The organism is Chitinophaga dinghuensis, from assembly GCF_003259435.1.
Classification (GTDB): domain Bacteria; phylum Bacteroidota; class Bacteroidia; order Chitinophagales; family Chitinophagaceae; genus Chitinophaga; species Chitinophaga dinghuensis.
Genome location: NZ_QLMA01000007.1, coordinates 310,491 through 327,408, shown reverse-complemented (window position 1 = coordinate 327,408; position 16,918 = coordinate 310,491). Strand labels below are relative to the sequence as shown.

The window sequence follows — 16,918 nt, the reverse complement described above, 5'->3', positions numbered from 1 at the left end:
CATTTACCTTAATCATGGGGTATAGAGCCCGGAAATCCCCTTTTTCCCTTCATGCAGGAATCTGTCCGATTCACGGGGCAATTTGCCGGATACAGGGTATTCCATTTCCATGGGGAGTTAACAATCTGTCTATTTGCATCATAATACTTCGGCATATGAAAATTACTAACCGGCTCAAAATCATCAGCATCTCCGCAGGCATCCTTGCTACAGTAACGGCTGCCATGTCTTTTACTAATAAGGTAGTCGACAACCCGCCTGTTACCGGCGATCTGGAGGCTCCAGCGGAAGTGAAAGCCATCTTTGAACGTGCATGTTATCCCTGCCATTCCAATACCGCCAACCTGCAATGGTTCGATCGGCTCCCTGGAGTGGCCGCTATGGTGAAAAAAGATATACTGGCAGCACGTCAGCATCTTAATTTTTCAGAATGGGATAAACTGTCCAGAGGAGACCAGGATGCCTTGTTATGGGAGGCTTACAATATGATCAACTCCGGCACAATGCCGTTACCGGCCTATGCAGCTTTGCACCGTGATGCGAAGGTGAGTACCGCCGAACTGAGTACCCTGCGGCAGTTTCTGCTCACTAAGCGTAAAGTGGTCACTGCGGAAAAGGCAGATACCATTCAAACAAATACGACATCCATATCTGCTCCTTTACCTATAGCGCCTACGGGTATACGCTTTATGCCGGAGTTCCGACACTGGCAAGTGATGAGTACTACTTCCCGGTTCGACAATACCACTATGCGTGTCATGTATGCCAATCCTATTGCTATGCAGGCCATCCGGGAAAACAATATCCATCCATGGCCCGACGGCGCTATCATCGCTAAAGTGGTATGGGAAAAAGTGAGGGATAAAAATGGGTATATACAACCCGGAAAATTTTTAAATGTGCAATATATGGTTCGAAATGCTTCGCTGTATGCCGACACTGACGGCTGGGGTTACGCGAAGTTTGAAACGCCAGCGCTCAAGCCAGCAGGCACATTGCTCACTGCACAGTCTTGCGCCTCCTGCCATAAAGCGGCAGATAAAACCGGCGGCATCTTTGATCTATCCACCTTAAATTAATATAGTCATGCGCGTTATACCCATCATCGCTGTTGCAGCATTAGCCCTTTTTATCGCGAGTTGCACCACCAAAAAAGAAATGCCCGTCATACGTCCTTTCGCGTTCAACGACAGTGGCATGCAGGTTATTACCACCATCATCAATGAGAAGGACCATGAAGTGGCCATGCTTTATGGCAATAAAGCGGCTATGGATTTTCATTTGCAGAAAAATGGTATTCACCGGCCGCAGGAACTATATAAACTGGCGACTTACCGGGAACAGGATAACAAAGCCCGGTTTGGCAGTTACATCAACGGAGAGCTGTTACGGGTGGAAACGGTAAATATGGCGGCTATTGCCGGCGGACAAGCGCCCACCTACTCCATAGAAGTATATAACCAAGACGCATATACGCCAACAGACGCTGCTACCAGAACTGCTTTTATACAAACATTAGACCGCGCATGGTATCCATGCGATCCTTACTAATGCATAAAACTAACAACTATATGAAAACGCTGATCTTCTCTATTCTCTTATCTGCTTACACTATGCTCGGCGCCTGTCAATCTGGTCCGTTGCTCACAAATACAAACAATGCCAAGGGCTTTGCGGTGGTAGAACTTTTTACTTCTGAGGGCTGTTCCAGTTGTCCTCCTGCCGATGAACTGCTGGCAAGGCTGGAACAGGAAAGTAATGGCAAACAGTTGTATCTATTGGCCTACCATGTCGACTACTGGGATCATCAGGGTTGGAAAGACAGTTTCAGTCAGCATACCTTTTCTGAGCGGCAGTCTGAATACGCTGGATGGCTGCGACTTAATACCGTATATACGCCACAGATAGTGGTGAACGGCAAGAGTCAATTCGTGGGTTCCGATGTAAACAATATCACTTTTGCTATCCACCAGGCTTTGGATGCAAATCCGCAGGAGGCATTACACCTTCAGGCCATTGATGATCCGAAAGGCCTCTCTGTATCGTGGTCCTCCGTGTCTCCACAAAAAAACACCCGTTTAATCCTTGCCCTGGTACAGAAACATGCACAGCGCAATGTGAGGGCTGGCGAAAATGCTGGCAGAAAGTTATCACATGTACAAATTGTCAGGCAGCTTATCACTGTTGATCCAGGGAAATCCAGCAGCATGCAGGTAGCTACGCCCAGCGATTTTAACAAACAAGACTGGGAGTTGATCGGGTTTGTACAGCGTAATAACGATGGGAAAATCATTGCTGCCGGGAAAGCAAATCTTAACAATTGACATCAGTCTATTTACATAATAATTTCATCCTCTCATTTAAATTCAATTATCATGCAAACAACAGCAACAAATACGAAGATATTGTATACCGGTAAAACACGTACTACGGGCGGCCGCGAAGGTATGGCCATCAGCAACGATCAACAATTGCAGATTCAACTCGGGTTACCAGGCAGCGGCAAAGGCGCCAATCCAGAACAACTTTTGGCTGCTGGCTGGTCAGCTTGTTTTATTGGCGCCATGGGCATTGCAGCGCAGTCCCTCGGTACTAAATTACCAGCAGCAACCGCCGTGAATGCTGAAGTTGATCTGGCTACTTCTGAAAATGGCTTTGGCTTACAGGCAAGGCTATACGTAGAACTGCCAGGAATGGACAGAGAGTTGGCGCAGCAAGTGATTACAGCAGCCCATAATACCTGTCCTTATTCAAAAGCGGTGAAACATGCTATACCAGTAGACATACACCTGGTTTAACCAACCATTTTTATGAATAGAAAGAGCCAGGCCCTCTAGGATCCTGGCTCTTCTGCTATAGTGTAATGCTTATTTCTGTAAATTACCCAGGTCGTTTTTATCGACTGTTTTTCCTTTTTCGCCGGAACGGAGCGTCTTACCCAAAGTATAGTTAGCGCCGATCCTGATATCATAGTTTTGCATACGCATGGTGGAAAAGCTGTAATAACTATTGGTCACTGTTCCCGTTGATGACGTAAACCAAGGCTGTTGCAGATTGGTCAGCGTACCTGTAAAACGCCACTTCCGTCGGGAATAAGTCCCCATCAACATGGTTCTGAAAGCATCATATCCTTCCCGCTGATATGCATTTCTCTTGGAGTAATCCGTGGTCAGCATCAACCGCCAGTTTAATTTGTGCATATACATAAACGAAATGCCGGCGCCACGGGAAAATGCATTGCTCTTTATATTCTGCTGATCGCGGAAACCGTTATACTCTACCCATCCGGACAATGTAGCAGCTACCTGTTTGAATAAAGAAAAAGAGTAGGCAGCCCTGGAATAAGCGCCATTCACACCTTTCAGGTTAGTGTAAGTCAGGTATTGAATGGAATCCACTGCGTAGCTGTAATTATCCAATTCATTGGCGGTATGATAATATTTCAGATCAACCATCAGCCTCTTTCTGCCGATTTCCCCCGCATAGTTGAGGTTGGCGGTAATTGTGTTAGCTGGTTTCAGGTATGGATTTCCTACTCTGACAGAGTAGCCATTGTTAAAGATCTCTTTCACTGAGGTAAGTGCGTATAGGGGTGGCCGTTGTTTGGTGTACTCAGATTCCAACCGAATACTATGTCCGGGGCGGATGATGTACATCAGTGACAAGTATGGCTGGAAACCGGAAGAGTAAAAGTGTTCGCCGGTATTATTCAAACTGTTATCGTTGTAATCCATTTTCAGCACTACACGACCCGAAAGCTTTTCGGTCACTCGTTTTTCAAAGCTGATCAGTGCTGCAGCATAATTGTAGGTATTGGAATTTTCCTGTTTTGCAGCTGGCGCGTTTGTTTTGAGGAAGTCCATCAACTGGAAATCCTCATAGTTACGGATAAAATATTTAGCAGCAATATCCAGCTTCCCTGCTTTCTTGTAGTCTATGCCAAAGTTCCCGAAGTAATATTGCTCTTTGTTCTTGTTACTGGTTTCCTGGCTGTAATCATCCATTGGGCTGGCGACCCCCTTCCCTACTTCACTCATTAGCTGAACGTTTCTGGCGGTGCGATTCTCCGTATATTCAGCAGAAAGATCCAGTCGCCTGCTGGCGCCACCTTTTGTAGCTGGCAGTTTCCATACATAGGCCACACGCCCTCCGAATGAGGCATTGTCCGGCCATTTGGTAGTACTGTTACGAAAAGATGTAGTTTGGCGGGTGATCGTGTCTGATCGGTATTCTGTTACACCGGACTTTTCTTCACGGGTATCTGTTATGCCGGAATATTGTCCGTCAATATTGATGGTATGCCTTTTTGAGAACTGAAAATTATCTGAAAAGGAAAAGGAAGCCTGACTTCCATTGCCTGATAATAGTTTACTGCTGTTTGAAAGTCTGGTGGGGTTATTAAAATATACAACATCAGCTGCCGTTTCTATTCCTGGGGGGCGACTGTAGCCATAATTACTGGTGATACCAAACAGGTTGCGGCCGGTGCGCACAGTGGCGCTGCCGTCTACACCCATTCTTAGTGTGGACAGGTCTGCTCCTATGGAGGCGGAAAATCCGTCCTCTTTTGGCGGCGCGAGTGTAAGGTCCAGGGTGGGTTGTTCTGTGCGGAGGTCGTGCAGTTGAATAGTGATATTACTGTAGGTATTTGCCATCTGAGCGTATAGTTTGTCTGGCATCGTTCGTGCCAGTGCAGGATTGACAAAACCGTTCAACTTCAGTGCAATAGGTTTTCCGCCATACAGTATAACGCCTTTATCATCAATGGTAATGCCTGGTAGTTGTTTCAATGCATCTGCCAGCGTCCATAATTTTGCTTCTTTTATTTGGGAGAGGTCAATGGAGATGGTGGATGCAGTTTGTTTTACATAAACGGCCTGGGCGCTTACCTGCACTTCCTTTAATTGTTTTTCTTTGGGTGTAGCAGTGCTGGTATCTTTTACTGGTATAGGATTAGCTGGTTGTTGTGCAGCAACAGACAGAATAGTGATGGTAAGAAAGGAACATAGCATCATCCGCAGGCAGACTTTAGTGGATGGAAATTTCGTCATATATGATAGTTTGGAAGCAGGTCCGTGCCCCATTTAAAAACCTATATAAAAAATACCCGGAGACTGTTGTCTCCGGGTAGTGTTGCATTATTCGCAACCGCCTTCAGCAGGCAGGTTACAAACTTTTTTTGTTTCGTTGAATACCAGGCCTATTGGGCAGTAGTATTTCTCTGGGTATAAGTCAGCACCACAGATGTAAAAGATTTCACAGTAGGTATTATCAGCGATGATTTCACCTGGCTCAGAGCATGGTTTTTTTGGAGCGGCGATAGCGGCTAATGTCAGCAGGACGGCGGTTGCGCCAAGGAACATTTTTTTCATGGTTTTTTGTTTTTATGAATGAATAAATAATAGACATATCAATTTTACTTGACCTCTCCTCTGATGGTCAGGGAAACAGGAGAGTTAGATGAATTGGAAAACACACGAAGTCTGCGTGCAAAAATGCCGGGTGTCTTTCCATTTACTATCACCTTAATTTTTCCTTTCTGCATGGGCAGCACAGGCTCTTTCGGGTAATCTCCCACGGTGCAGCTGCAATCGCTCAGGATATTATCAATTAGCATAGGCGATGCGCCGGTATTGGTGAATTCGAAAAAGAGGCTGTCCGCTTTATGTAGTGCGATGAATGGAACATAACGCTCTGCGCTATCTAATCTCATGAATGCATCATTTTTCTCATTATAGTTACTGTCCGCCATCTGATGTGCAAAGCGCTTCAGTTGCATATTGAGTGTAAGAGATACTGTTTGTTTTGTTTCCAGTGCAGCCTTGGCATATTGACGGGATTTCTCCGCATTACCTGTTTGCTTGTAATATTGAGCCAAAAGGAAATTATTATAGAAATGCGGGTATACAGCAATGCTTTTCTTTAATCTGTCTTCCACTCCTTCCAGCACAGATTTATCTTTTGTTTTGCCATAGATCTCCAGTTGTAATTGTCCTTTCAAAGGGCCGCCAACAAAGTCTTTGATCTGATCCGTAGTGTAGGAACTATCTCTGTTAATATCAAAGCGTTCTGATATAAAACTTTTTGCAGTATCCAATTGAGCCAGTACGGCTTTCATTCTTTCTGCCGACATCTCTCCAATATAGATACCACGTAATTCCATTTCTTCAGATGTAAATACAAAGCCTGGAATAGCGGAAGTATTGGTAACTCTGGACAACCATTCATTGCCGGGTTTACTGTTTTCTACAAAAACGGTAACATATTTATCTGTGATGGACTTAGAGAATGCAGTGTCTTTATAATATCGTAGTTCAAAGTCTTCGCAAGGCTTACAACCTTCGCCTTTGGCTACCAGCATTACGCTTTTATGTTGTGCTTTTGCGGCTTCATATATTTGCCGCAGGTGTATATTTTCGAAGGTAAGCTGTGCCGGTTTGGATTTACAGGACACAAGGGTAACTGCCGCCAGTAGTGCTGGCAGAAAAATATGTTTCATAGTATTCGTATTTACTTTTTTAAGTATACAGTAGGCAAACGTTTCCCATTACATTTTTTCATTGTAGAAAAAACGCTGCAAAAGCACATAAAATGCGCCATAGCAAACCAGTGAAGGTTTCTATACGGGTTGCCAATGATGATTGATTACAGGAAAATGACTACTGGAAATGGATTTCAGGCGTTCACTACAGGTAACAATCTAGTTTTCATATTGTGTTTAATGGTTCATAGATTATTTGAGGATCAAATAAATTGGGTAAACGACTGTTTTTTCAACAATATTATTCACTCTTCACAAATGGGCGTTTATCAATGATTAACTTCAAATAACAGGTTGGTTATACAGTTACAAAAATAGTATTAATCACCATAAATCAAAATATTTCAACACTAAATATTTTAGTTTTTTCTTACTTGAAAAGTTGTTTAACAGCACACGTTTATCGAACACACTCTCCTATTACTTTTCAGATTTTTTTGCAGTCTAAGTAGTGGTTTACCTTGGCATGGAAAGCGCATCCATGAATTGTTTGAGGTAAGCGTCTCCAATTGGAATGTGATGTTCGCCTATGAAGATACGTTGTCTCTCTATGCTATCAATTTTATTTAACGCTACGATAAATGATTTATGCACTCTGATAAAATCCTTGCCCAGCATGTCTTCGAAGCTACGCAGATTTTGCAGGGTAAGAATTTTCTGTTTAGGCGTTTGTATGGCTACATAGTTTCGGAGCGCTTCGATGAAAAGAATTTCAGCGATATCCAGTCGGATGATCCGTTTATCTGTACGTACGAAAATGAACTTATCGGAAGGCGGAATAGTGGGTTTGGCGGGAGATTCATTGCGGGCGGTTACGCGTTGGACTGCACGTACGAAGCGTTCGAAGGATACGGGTTTGAGGAGATAGTCTACTGCTTCCTGATCAAAACCTTCTACCGCATAATCATCGTATGCAGAAACGACTACCACATGTGCGCCTTTTTTCAGCAGCTGCATGAATTCAATACCGCTGAGTTCCGGCATTTGAATATCCAGGAATACGAGATCTACCTGGTTTGTTTTCATGAATGCCAGTGCATCCAGCGGGTTGCTGAAACTACGCAGGAGTTCCAGTTCTGCCGTTTTCTTAATGAAGGATACCAGTACTTGTATGGCCAACGGCTCATCATCTACCACTATACATTTAATTGCCATATTTACCAGTTTATACTCAGGTTACAAAAATAAGTTGTCGGCGTTTCAGTGATCGTCAGGTGATGTTTATCCGGGTAGATCAGCTGTAATCGTTTCTTTACATTTTCCAGTCCAATGCCTCCCGTTTTATCCTTGTTATATTTTGAACGCTGGTTAAAAACACTGAAGTGGAGAACATTATTATCGCCCAGCAGGTCTATCCGTACCGGATGATCTGGTTGATTGGTAATGCCGTGTTTGAAGGCATTTTCCACGAACGCTACCAGCAGCATGGGAGCGATTTGTTTGTCAGGCAGTTCGTTACTGAAGTTGGCGATAATACCTGCTTCGCAGCCGGTGCGTAATCTTTGTAGTTTAATAAAATCGCAGAGGTAATTGATTTCGTCGCGGATGGGGCTCCGATAATCCACATCATTGGGTTGATCAACCATGTATGACAGGAGGTGTGCCAGTGTTTTGTTGGCAGGTACTACTTCTGGCGATCCTACTAGTGCCAGGGAGTAGATGCTGTTCAGACTGTTGATCAGGAAATGACTGTTCAGCTGCATTTTCAGGAAGCCTGATTCTGCCTGCTGCATCTGTTGTCTGAGTTGTGACCGGCGTTTATCCTCGCGGAGCCATTCGATGAATAATCGCAATGCGAGGGCGGCCAGCAGGATGATGAGTCCTGTCCAGATGCCATCACGGAAGAATTGCCAGAAGGTAGTATATATTTCAATCCTGGCCCTGCTCACCGTATCATAACGGTATCCTTGGTACAGCATTATCTTTGGAAATATTTGTACAGACAACAGGTATTTCAGTAGGATAAACCCACATAATACTGGCAGGGCACGTAGTAAGAACTGTATCCAGTTCCTGCTCTTCAGGAATACTGGTACTGTCCAGATATAAAACAGATAAAATTGCAGAAAATTAATAATGCCAAAGAAACCGGTACGCACATTGAGCGACTGAAAGCTTTGCTTAGTGAACACCGTTAATGTGAGCAGGTTCATGCCATATACAATCAGCATGAACAACAGCATCAGCTGAAAGAATTGTTTCAGATTAAACGTGCTCACAGTATAGTTTTGCTTTATGGAGATGCCGCTCCGGTTTATTGATTGGATCTACGTCCAGTTCCAGCGTATCTGTTATATTAACGGTTACACGGATTTCACCTTCGTATTGCTGCAAATCCTGCAGACGCTCTTCGGTACTGGCTTGTAGCAACAGTGGTTCAACCTTCCATCCTTCCTCCCTCCCATTCACTTCCAATATTACTTTTTGTTTTGGGTACAGGTATTTTCTTAAGAAGATATATTGCTGGAAATAAAATAATTCTTTCTTCAGATCAGCTTTACCTTCTTCGGCAGCTTTATCATAGAGCATATAACGAAGCAGATCTGACAGGATCAAAATAGCCTGTACGCCTTCTTCACTACGGGTCGCTTCTTTTTCCAGGACTGGCGTTAATGCCTGGAGGTGTTGCAGCAACAGTCTGGAACCGGATTGCATGCGTTCATATTTCCGGGTGGCCCGCATAACATCTGATTGTAACTGAAGATCGGCATCATCTGAATTTCTGGAATTCAGGAAGAGACGATATCCCAATGCCAGCAAGGCTACTCCTATACTTGTTCTGAAGGTTGTTCTGAAAAATTCCGTAAACTTAAAATATGGTGGCGGTAGTGGAGGACTACCTGGTTTCATGGAGCGTACCATCATCATTTTCTGGAGGATTACATCCTTGAACCAGAGGAACCCTATTTCATATTTAAGAATACAAAACAATAGAACAGCTGCCAGTCCGGCAATGGTAGACAGCAAATATTTACGTTGCCGTATAGGTTTATCCAATAGCCAAAACGCCAGCAGGTAAAACAGATTAAAATTTATAAATCCATATAAAACATTCCTAACCAGCACATATCTTAAAGAATATGCATTATTCATGCTCCCCCTGAAGGATGGGTAGCTATATAGCAAGACCAGCGCCATCCAGATGGCAGCATGAATAAAGTAGCGGTATGGTTCACGATGGGATTTCATCTTCAGGAATGAAATTAGCACAAACCCTTGTGTTTAGAGGCTATCTCCCTAAAAATATTTTTCGTACTCGTAAAATACCTGATTGTACATTTTTGTATCCGATACGTCCTTTTTCTGAGGAATTTATCAAGTGTATCTGTACTTTGGTAGCCTATTCCAGCTGGGGTCATCCATAATAAAAATCAACCAACTATTGTCATGAGAAAGCTAGTCTTATTATCCCTTCTTTGTGCAGGCAGTATGGCTGCTGCAGCACAACAAGTGTTGAAGGGCACTGTTCGGGACTCCATCACCAGGCAACCAGTACCAGGAGCCACTGTAAAAGTAATCGGTACTGCCAAAGGCGTAACCACGAACGCAAACGGTGAATTTGAGTTGAATGTTCCTGCGAATTCGCAGATACAAATTTCTTCCATTGGTTTTGAGAACATCATCATGCAGGCCAGTCTGATTAAAACAGGACAGCCATTTCTGATGCGTATCAAAGCAGTTGAACTAAACAGTGCAGTAGTTGTAGGGTATGGTACCCAGCAGCGCGGAACTGTTACCAATTCGATTTCGACGGTAAACAGTAGTGCGTTGGCGCCGGAAAAAAATATTGTGAGTGATGCGGGAAAAGCCCTGCAGGGAAGGGTTGCCGGTGTTTTTGTGGCCAGCACCAACGGTACGCCTGGTACTACGCCGAATATCCAGATCCGCGGTGCACAGTCGGTAAGCGGAACGGCAACCAACCCCTTGCTGGTTGTTGACGGACTGGTGGTGGAAGGCAATTCCATCAACCTGAATACCATCAACCCCCAGGATATAGAAAGCATGGAGGTACTGAAAGATGCAGCATCAGCAGCTATCTACGGCGCCCGTGGTTCCAGCGGTGTAATTATTATCACCACTAAAAAAGGTAAAATGAACAGTCGTCCGACCTTCTCAGTAAACGCGTATACCGGTGGCAACAATGTGCCTACCAATCGCCGTATGCTGACCACGGACGAGTACAAATCGGCTTTCAATGATGCACGTACCAATCGTATCGGCGATATTAATACGCAGTTGGCGAATCCAAACAACGGTCTTACACCTGCGCAAATCAGTCAGCTGAACAACGAAAAGAAAACGTTGCAAAGCCAGATTGACGGATTGCAAATGGCCAACAGAAGTACCGACTGGCTGGCAGCTATCAAACAGAAGAACGCCCCTGTCAACAATGTACAGGCCAACATGAGCGGCGGCGGAGATAAGAATAATTATTATATGTCCCTCGGTCGTTATTCAGAAGCTGCGGCAATGGGTATGGGTAATTATGAACGTTATACAGGCCGACTGGATGTTACGCAGATTGTAAATTCCTGGTTAAAACTGAATGGTGGTATTAATATCACCCAGTCTGTTCAGAAGAATATATCCAACCCAATAGTGGCGGCGTTCAATGCCCGCCCTGATACGCCGGAAGATCCGGTGATCAATGCGGATGGCACACTGGGCTATTATGTAGGCCAGCAGCAGCATCCACTGGGAGCAATGATGGGCATAACGAATAAATATAAGACCAATTCTTATATAGGTCGATTGACAGCAGACCTGACACTGACAAAGGATTTGCAGTTCCGGTCTTCCTTCAATGCCACTAAATACAATACCCTGAACCGCGATTTCTATACGCCGTTCTCTTACCTCGGCGCGTTTAATAAGGGGCAGTTTAAACTGAGTGGCGCAGACAACTTCACCTATAACTTCGATAACTACTTTACCTATACGAAGCGTATCAGTAAGCTGGGAATCAATGCTACAGCAGGTTATACCTTTTATAGCACCGAGCTGAACGGTCTGGGTTATGATATTTTGGGTTTCCCAAAAATTGATGGTATCACTGGCGCTTCTGCTGGTTCTACTTATGGAAGTACTGCCAATATTTCCAATAATAACCTTTCGTACAAGGAATTATCAGATGCGATCTTTGCGCGTGCAGGTATTGACTGGCAAGGTAAGTACATGCTGAATGCCTCTCTCCGTCGTGATGGCGACTCCAAGCTGTTAGCTGCACACCGTTACAGCTGGTTCCCCTCCATTTCCGGAGGTTGGGATCTCGCTAAAGAAAATTTCCTGGCCGACAATCGATTCATCAATCAGTTGAAATTACGCAGTAGTTATGGTATCAGTGGAAACATACGTCCGGTAGGCTACTGGGATGCACAAAATCTGTTGCTGGCCACCTCCTACAACGGTAATTCCGCTTTACAAATGGGCAGTACTATCGGCAACCCGGAGATTCACTGGGAGCGTACCAGACAGGTAGATGCAGGTATCGATGCCGCATTGTTCGCCAATCGCCTCACTATCGTGTTGGATTACTATAACAAAACCACCGATGGTCTGATGAGCAAGAACGATATCTCCTGGATCTATGGCGCTGCCTCTATTCCGGACAATATCGGCAATATCCGCAACAAGGGTATGGACCTGGAACTTGCCCTCAGCAGCAAAGCAGGAAAAGCTTTCAGCTGGAAAGTAGCTACCAACATGAACATCAACCGCAATGAAATTCTTTCCCTGAAAGACTCTCTGACCAACTACGGTACTTTCATTTTCGGTGGTCCGCAGTCTAAAGCGAAAGTGGGCCAGTCTGTTGGTTCCGTACTGGTATATGAATCTTTGGGCGTAGATCCGCAAACAGGAGATATGATCTACAAAGATCAAAATAAGGACGGCAGCATTGATTCCAAGGACATGATTACTGTTCCCATCGCCATGCCTAAGTTTATCGGTGGCACTACGCTGACATTCGGATACAAAGGTTTTAGTGTGGAAGCATTGTTCAGCTATGTGGTAGGTAATAAAGTGTATGATTATTATGAGCAGACCTTGAGAAGTTATGATGTGGACTACACCGGTATTATGCCAAACAAGTTCGATATCGTGAACAAAAGATGGAGGAAGCCAGGCGATATCACAGATGTACCACGCGCTATTACAGGCGCACATGGTGCAGGAAAAACGAATGACTGGAACTATCGTCCATCCACACAGTTTGTGTATGATGCTTCGTACCTGCGTCTGCGTAACCTGACTGTCAGCTATGCCGTACCGCAAACAATATTGAAAAAAGCAAAAATCAACAGTGCAAGGATTTACTGTTCTGCACAGAATGTATTTACAATTACCAAATACATTGGATTTGATCCCGAAGCGGCTTCCAATTCAGGTATCGTAAGTACTAACCTGCCGAATCCACGTGCTACAGTTATTGGTGTTGATCTTTCATTTTAATCCTTTGCAACATGAAAAAATATCTTTCACATATATGCGTTGCCGGTAGCTTACTTTCTATGAGCGCCTGCAGCAACAAACTGGACCAGGTAGTTCCGGATACACAAATTACCTACCAACAGTTAAACAGTACCAATTTACCACTGGTAATCGGTGGCGCTAAATTATCGCTTACCAGTAATAATGCATTTTACCTGTATTATGACTACCAGGATATTATGACAGATGATCTTCAGTCCGTATCACTTCCTTCCTGGGAAGCTTGTAACGTAACATCTCTGGACAATACCCTCACCTTCATGTTCAAACAGCCTTATGCTGCTATTGCCAATGTGAACATGATTCTGAAATATGCCGGGGAGCATGCATCTGATACCACTATTCGTTCAACTGTTGGGGAAGCCTATCTGCTCCGTGCCTATTCCTACATGATGTTGTCTGAACATTTTGGAGGAGTGCCATTGGTGTATGGCAACGAAGATCCAAAGACCAGGGCAGTGAGAAAAACGCTGGCAGAAGTAAATCAGCAGATTGAAACAGATCTGTTACAGGCCGCCAGTCTTTCTCCGGATTATACCAATCCTACTACCGGTTCCAAACAAGCAGCACAGCTGCTGTTGGCCAGACTGTACCTGAATCTGGGCAGAAATGATGATGCACTGACAATGGCGAATGCGGTATTAAATTCAGGGAAACTGACACTTACTTCCAACTTCGGAGATATTTTCAAATCTGCAGTGAACAGCACCGAAGCCCTCTACAAAGTAAATGAAACAAATACAGGCGGTTCGAATATGTATGGCCTTCCAACCGTACTGGGACCAGGCAAGAACGGCGGTACCAATGTGGCCGGATCCGGCAACACCTGGGCAGATTCCAACCTGGTGAAGTCTTACGACCCGACCGATATTCGTAAATCCTTTTATCAGCGTACAAAAGGTGGCAGTATTATCGACAGCGTATACTTCGTCATGAAGTTCCCGCAGGAGTTGAGTAACTCCTACCCTGTTTGCCGCTACAGTGAAGCATACCTGATTGTGGCCGAAGCGACTGCCCGTAAGGGAACCGTGGATGTGACCAGGTATAACCAACTGAGAACAGCCCGTAAGGCAAGTACCCGTAACAACAGCGACTTTGCTTCTCCAGCGGCATTTCTCGCAGAAATTGAACAGGAAAGAAGAAGAGAGTTTATTGGAGAAAGATTACGCTGGCAGGATATGGCGCGTTTTGGTAAACGCGATGCATGGATACAATCCTTCGGACAACCGGTAACACATGCTTTGTTGCCTTTACCTTCCAGGGAATTCTCCATTAATCCTTACCTGGATCAAAACCCGGATTACACGAAATAAAATTTAAAATATAACATACCACCAATGAAAAAAGTAGTTTTAAAAATGTGGATGCCACTGGCGTTACTGGCCACACCATTAGCCCTGCTGGCGCAGCAGAATAAAGTGGTAAAATCCATCACCGTAAAAGGTTCCGTTGAGTTTACAGACCCACGCCAGGAAGTGAATAAAGTGTGGCTGATGAAAGAGAATCTTTCCGGCAAACCCACTCCCGTAGATTCCGTAGTAGTAGGGCCAGACAAGACCTTTACTTTTAAATTAAAACAAGATCATCAGGGTATTTATACCATTAATGCGATGTATTGGGATCACGCCTCTTTCTGGAGCGATGCCGATGTAAAAGTGGCCATGCGTGGTTACGACACCTCTCGTTACAAAGTAAAAATCCCTCACTACAACTTCGTAGAAGGTTCTGCTGATAATAACTTCATTAATCAGTATGTACTGAATAGTGAAAACAATTATCGCAGAGGTATTGATGATTATAATGCCGCTTATTACGCAAAAAAATCTACTGATACCAATTTCACACATTACCTCGATACCAGAAAGGTGTATAGTCCTATTAACGAAGACTACGAGCAGCGTCAGAACCTTCTGATGCGCGTGTATAAAAATCGTCCGGTGACTATCTATGCGATCAGAGGTATGGCAGGAACAGAGGCTGGCGAGAGATACGACAAAGCGATGGGGCTGCTGGAAGACCTGATGAAGACTTATCCATGGCTGACAGAAGCGAAAGCGTTGAAAGAGACCATCATCTACAATATGAATCAGGCGAAAAGACTGAAAAACGGTCAGCCGATGCCTTCCGTGAAATATCCTACTCCGGATGGTACGCTGGCTGGGCTGGATCAGTATAAGGGTAAATATTTACTGGTAGATTTCTGGGCCAGCTGGTGCGGACCTTGCCGTCAGGCCATTCCACATGTAAAAGAAATTTACGAAGCATATAAAGATAAAGGTTTCGCTGTAGCCAGCATTTCCATTGACACAGATAATAATGCATGGAAAAAAGCGATGAAAGAAGAGAATATGCCATGGCTGCAGTTGTTGTCTGACAATAAAGACAACACCATGAAAGAATTCCAGTTCTCCGGTATTCCAACCATGTATCTGGTGGATCCGGCAGGAAACATAGCAGAACGTTTTACCGGTTTTACCGAAGAAGCAGCAGCAAAAGTGAAAAGCATCCTCGAGAAAGGCACCACTGCAGCTCCTAAGAAAGCAGCGGCAGCTATGTCTATGACTTCGTTTTAATCAAACACCAACCATGAAAAAAACAACCATTACCCTGGCCAGCAGCTTACTGCTGGCCTCTTTTTCCTTCGCTCAGCAGAAATACATTATCAAAGCTGATATTAAAGGCGAAGAGGGTTACAAACTGAAAGCTAGTATTGTAACAGACAATCATAAAACAGAAGATACGGGCACTATTCGCCAGGGAGATCATTTTGAGTTCTCCGGGGAACACAGTGGTACTTCTCTCGTGATGATGGGCAGTACTCATCCATCTTCCAAGTATGAGTATGTAAAAGGGGGTATGTTCATGCCTGCTCCATTCCTGGAGTTCTTTATGACAGACAAACCTGTTACCATTACCGGTGATGCCAATGAACTCTTCATGGCAAAGGTGACTGGTGGCAAATTGAATGATGAATTCAATACCCTCAAGGAAAAAACGCTACCGCTGGTGCAGAAGAACTGGGAACTGCGTAAAGAAACCGCCAAAATGAAAGCGCCGGCAGATAGTACTGCCCGTAAAGCCAAGATGGCAGAGATGACGGCTAATACCAAGAAGATAGAAGACATCCAGAAGGAATGGGTAAACAAACATCCAAAGTCTTTTGTCAGTGTAATTATGCTGTTGCGTATGTTCGACAATTATGCGATTGACGACATGGAGAAAACATTCAATAAACTCTCTTCCGATCTGAAAGCGACTGAAAGCGGTAAAAATCTTGCAGAGCGTATCAAAGGTGTAAGAACCACCGCTATTGGTTCCAAAGCCCCTGATTTCACCAAACCTGATCTGAACGGCAATCCGCTTACACTCAGCTCTCTCCAGGGTAAGTATGTCCTGATTGATTTCTGGGGTAGCTGGTGCGGTCCGTGCAGAGCCAGCAATCCACACCTGAAAGAATTATACGCTAAATATAAATCTAAGGGATTTGAAATCCTTGGCATTGCCAACGAGAAAGAAGATGATGTGAAGGAAGCAAAAGAGAAATGGCAGAAATGTGTAAAGGGAGACGACCTGCCATGGTTGCATGTCCTGAACAACTTTGATAAGAACAAATCTGATCTGGTAGCACAGTACGCTGTTTCCGGTTTCCCAACTAAACTCTTACTGGATAAATCCGGCCGTATCATCTTCAAAGAAGTTGGCGGTGGCGGTACCGATCTGGATAATGAACTGAAGAAAATATTTGGAGAATAGTTGGTTTATCATCATTTCCCGATGAATGTGATTTATGTCGCCCGGATAATTCCTTATCCGGGCTTTTTATTCTGAACGACGCCTTTGGCGCCGTTCAGGTATTTTTTCTTGCAGAGCAGCATAAGCAGTAAGGCA

At 44.4% G+C, this 16,918-nt stretch carries 14 protein-coding genes; 8 read left to right on the top strand and 6 right to left on the bottom strand.

The genetic code is table 11. From position 1 onward, the window contains the following. Positions 1–155 precede the first annotated feature (155 nt). The 4 genes from CLV59_RS21180 to CLV59_RS21165 are packed head-to-tail and all read left to right on the top strand — an operon-like array spanning position 156 to position 2,798. Complete coding sequence (locus CLV59_RS21180) at positions 156–1,079, top strand: heme-binding domain-containing protein (RefSeq protein ID WP_170137855.1); 924 nt, start codon at positions 156–158, stop codon at positions 1,077–1,079. 7 nt (positions 1,080–1,086) lie between these two features. Further along, entirely contained in the window at positions 1,087–1,551 is a 465-nt protein-coding gene (locus tag CLV59_RS21175) for a hypothetical protein (RefSeq protein WP_111594073.1), read from the top strand. Between the two features lie 20 nt (positions 1,552–1,571). Next, positions 1,572–2,324, top strand: a complete 753-nt coding sequence (locus tag CLV59_RS21170; protein ID WP_170137854.1) for a DUF1223 domain-containing protein — start codon at positions 1,572–1,574, stop codon at positions 2,322–2,324. Positions 2,325–2,375: 51 nt separating this feature from the next. Then, a complete protein-coding gene (locus tag CLV59_RS21165) occupies positions 2,376–2,798 on the top strand; it encodes an Ohr family peroxiredoxin (protein ID WP_111594071.1) in 423 nt (140 codons plus the stop codon). A gap of 69 nt (positions 2,799–2,867) precedes the next feature. Here the strand turns inward: CLV59_RS21165 and CLV59_RS21160 are convergent, their stop codons facing one another. From CLV59_RS21160 to CLV59_RS21130, 6 genes are all read right to left on the bottom strand, one after another. Further along, the gene (locus CLV59_RS21160; RefSeq protein ID WP_170137853.1) at positions 2,868–5,051 is read right to left on the bottom strand and encodes an outer membrane beta-barrel protein; all 2,184 of its coding nucleotides are present in this window, start codon (positions 5,049–5,051) and stop codon (positions 2,868–2,870) included. Positions 5,052–5,138: 87 nt separating this feature from the next. Then, complete coding sequence (locus tag CLV59_RS21155) at positions 5,139–5,372, bottom strand: carbohydrate-binding module family 14 protein (RefSeq protein WP_111594069.1); 234 nt, start codon at positions 5,370–5,372, stop codon at positions 5,139–5,141. 44 nt (positions 5,373–5,416) lie between these two features. Then, a complete protein-coding gene (locus CLV59_RS21150) occupies positions 5,417–6,499 on the bottom strand; it encodes a DUF1573 domain-containing protein (RefSeq protein WP_111594068.1) in 1,083 nt (360 codons plus the stop codon). A gap of 498 nt (positions 6,500–6,997) precedes the next feature. After that, complete coding sequence (locus CLV59_RS21140) at positions 6,998–7,696, bottom strand: LytR/AlgR family response regulator transcription factor (protein WP_211323998.1); 699 nt, start codon at positions 7,694–7,696, stop codon at positions 6,998–7,000. A gap of 2 nt (positions 7,697–7,698) precedes the next feature. Next, on the bottom strand, positions 7,699–8,760 hold the full coding sequence (locus CLV59_RS21135) for a sensor histidine kinase (protein ID WP_111594066.1): 1,062 nt from the start codon (positions 8,758–8,760) through the stop codon (positions 7,699–7,701). Beyond that, positions 8,747–9,730 carry a LytS family sensor histidine kinase gene (locus CLV59_RS21130; RefSeq protein ID WP_111594065.1) on the bottom strand — a complete coding sequence of 328 codons (984 nt, stop codon included), beginning with the start codon at positions 9,728–9,730 and terminating at the stop codon, positions 8,747–8,749. The genes CLV59_RS21135 and CLV59_RS21130 overlap by 14 nt, the downstream gene beginning before the upstream one ends. Before the next feature lie 198 nt (positions 9,731–9,928). On the opposite strand from CLV59_RS21130, the gene CLV59_RS21125 reads away from it, so the two are divergent. The 4 genes from CLV59_RS21125 to CLV59_RS21110 are packed head-to-tail and all read left to right on the top strand — an operon-like array spanning position 9,929 to position 16,783. Further along, on the top strand, positions 9,929–12,991 hold the full coding sequence (locus CLV59_RS21125) for a SusC/RagA family TonB-linked outer membrane protein (RefSeq protein ID WP_111594064.1): 3,063 nt from the start codon (positions 9,929–9,931) through the stop codon (positions 12,989–12,991). An 11-nt stretch (positions 12,992–13,002) separates the two neighbouring features. Next, the gene (locus CLV59_RS21120) at positions 13,003–14,343 is read left to right on the top strand and encodes a RagB/SusD family nutrient uptake outer membrane protein (protein ID WP_111594063.1); all 1,341 of its coding nucleotides are present in this window, start codon (positions 13,003–13,005) and stop codon (positions 14,341–14,343) included. 24 nt (positions 14,344–14,367) lie between these two features. Then, complete coding sequence (locus CLV59_RS21115; RefSeq protein WP_111594062.1) at positions 14,368–15,603, top strand: TlpA family protein disulfide reductase; 1,236 nt, start codon at positions 14,368–14,370, stop codon at positions 15,601–15,603. Between the two features lie 13 nt (positions 15,604–15,616). Continuing rightward, positions 15,617–16,783 carry a TlpA disulfide reductase family protein gene (locus CLV59_RS21110; RefSeq protein WP_111594061.1) on the top strand — a complete coding sequence of 389 codons (1,167 nt, stop codon included), beginning with the start codon at positions 15,617–15,619 and terminating at the stop codon, positions 16,781–16,783. Positions 16,784–16,918: the final 135 nt, after the last annotated feature.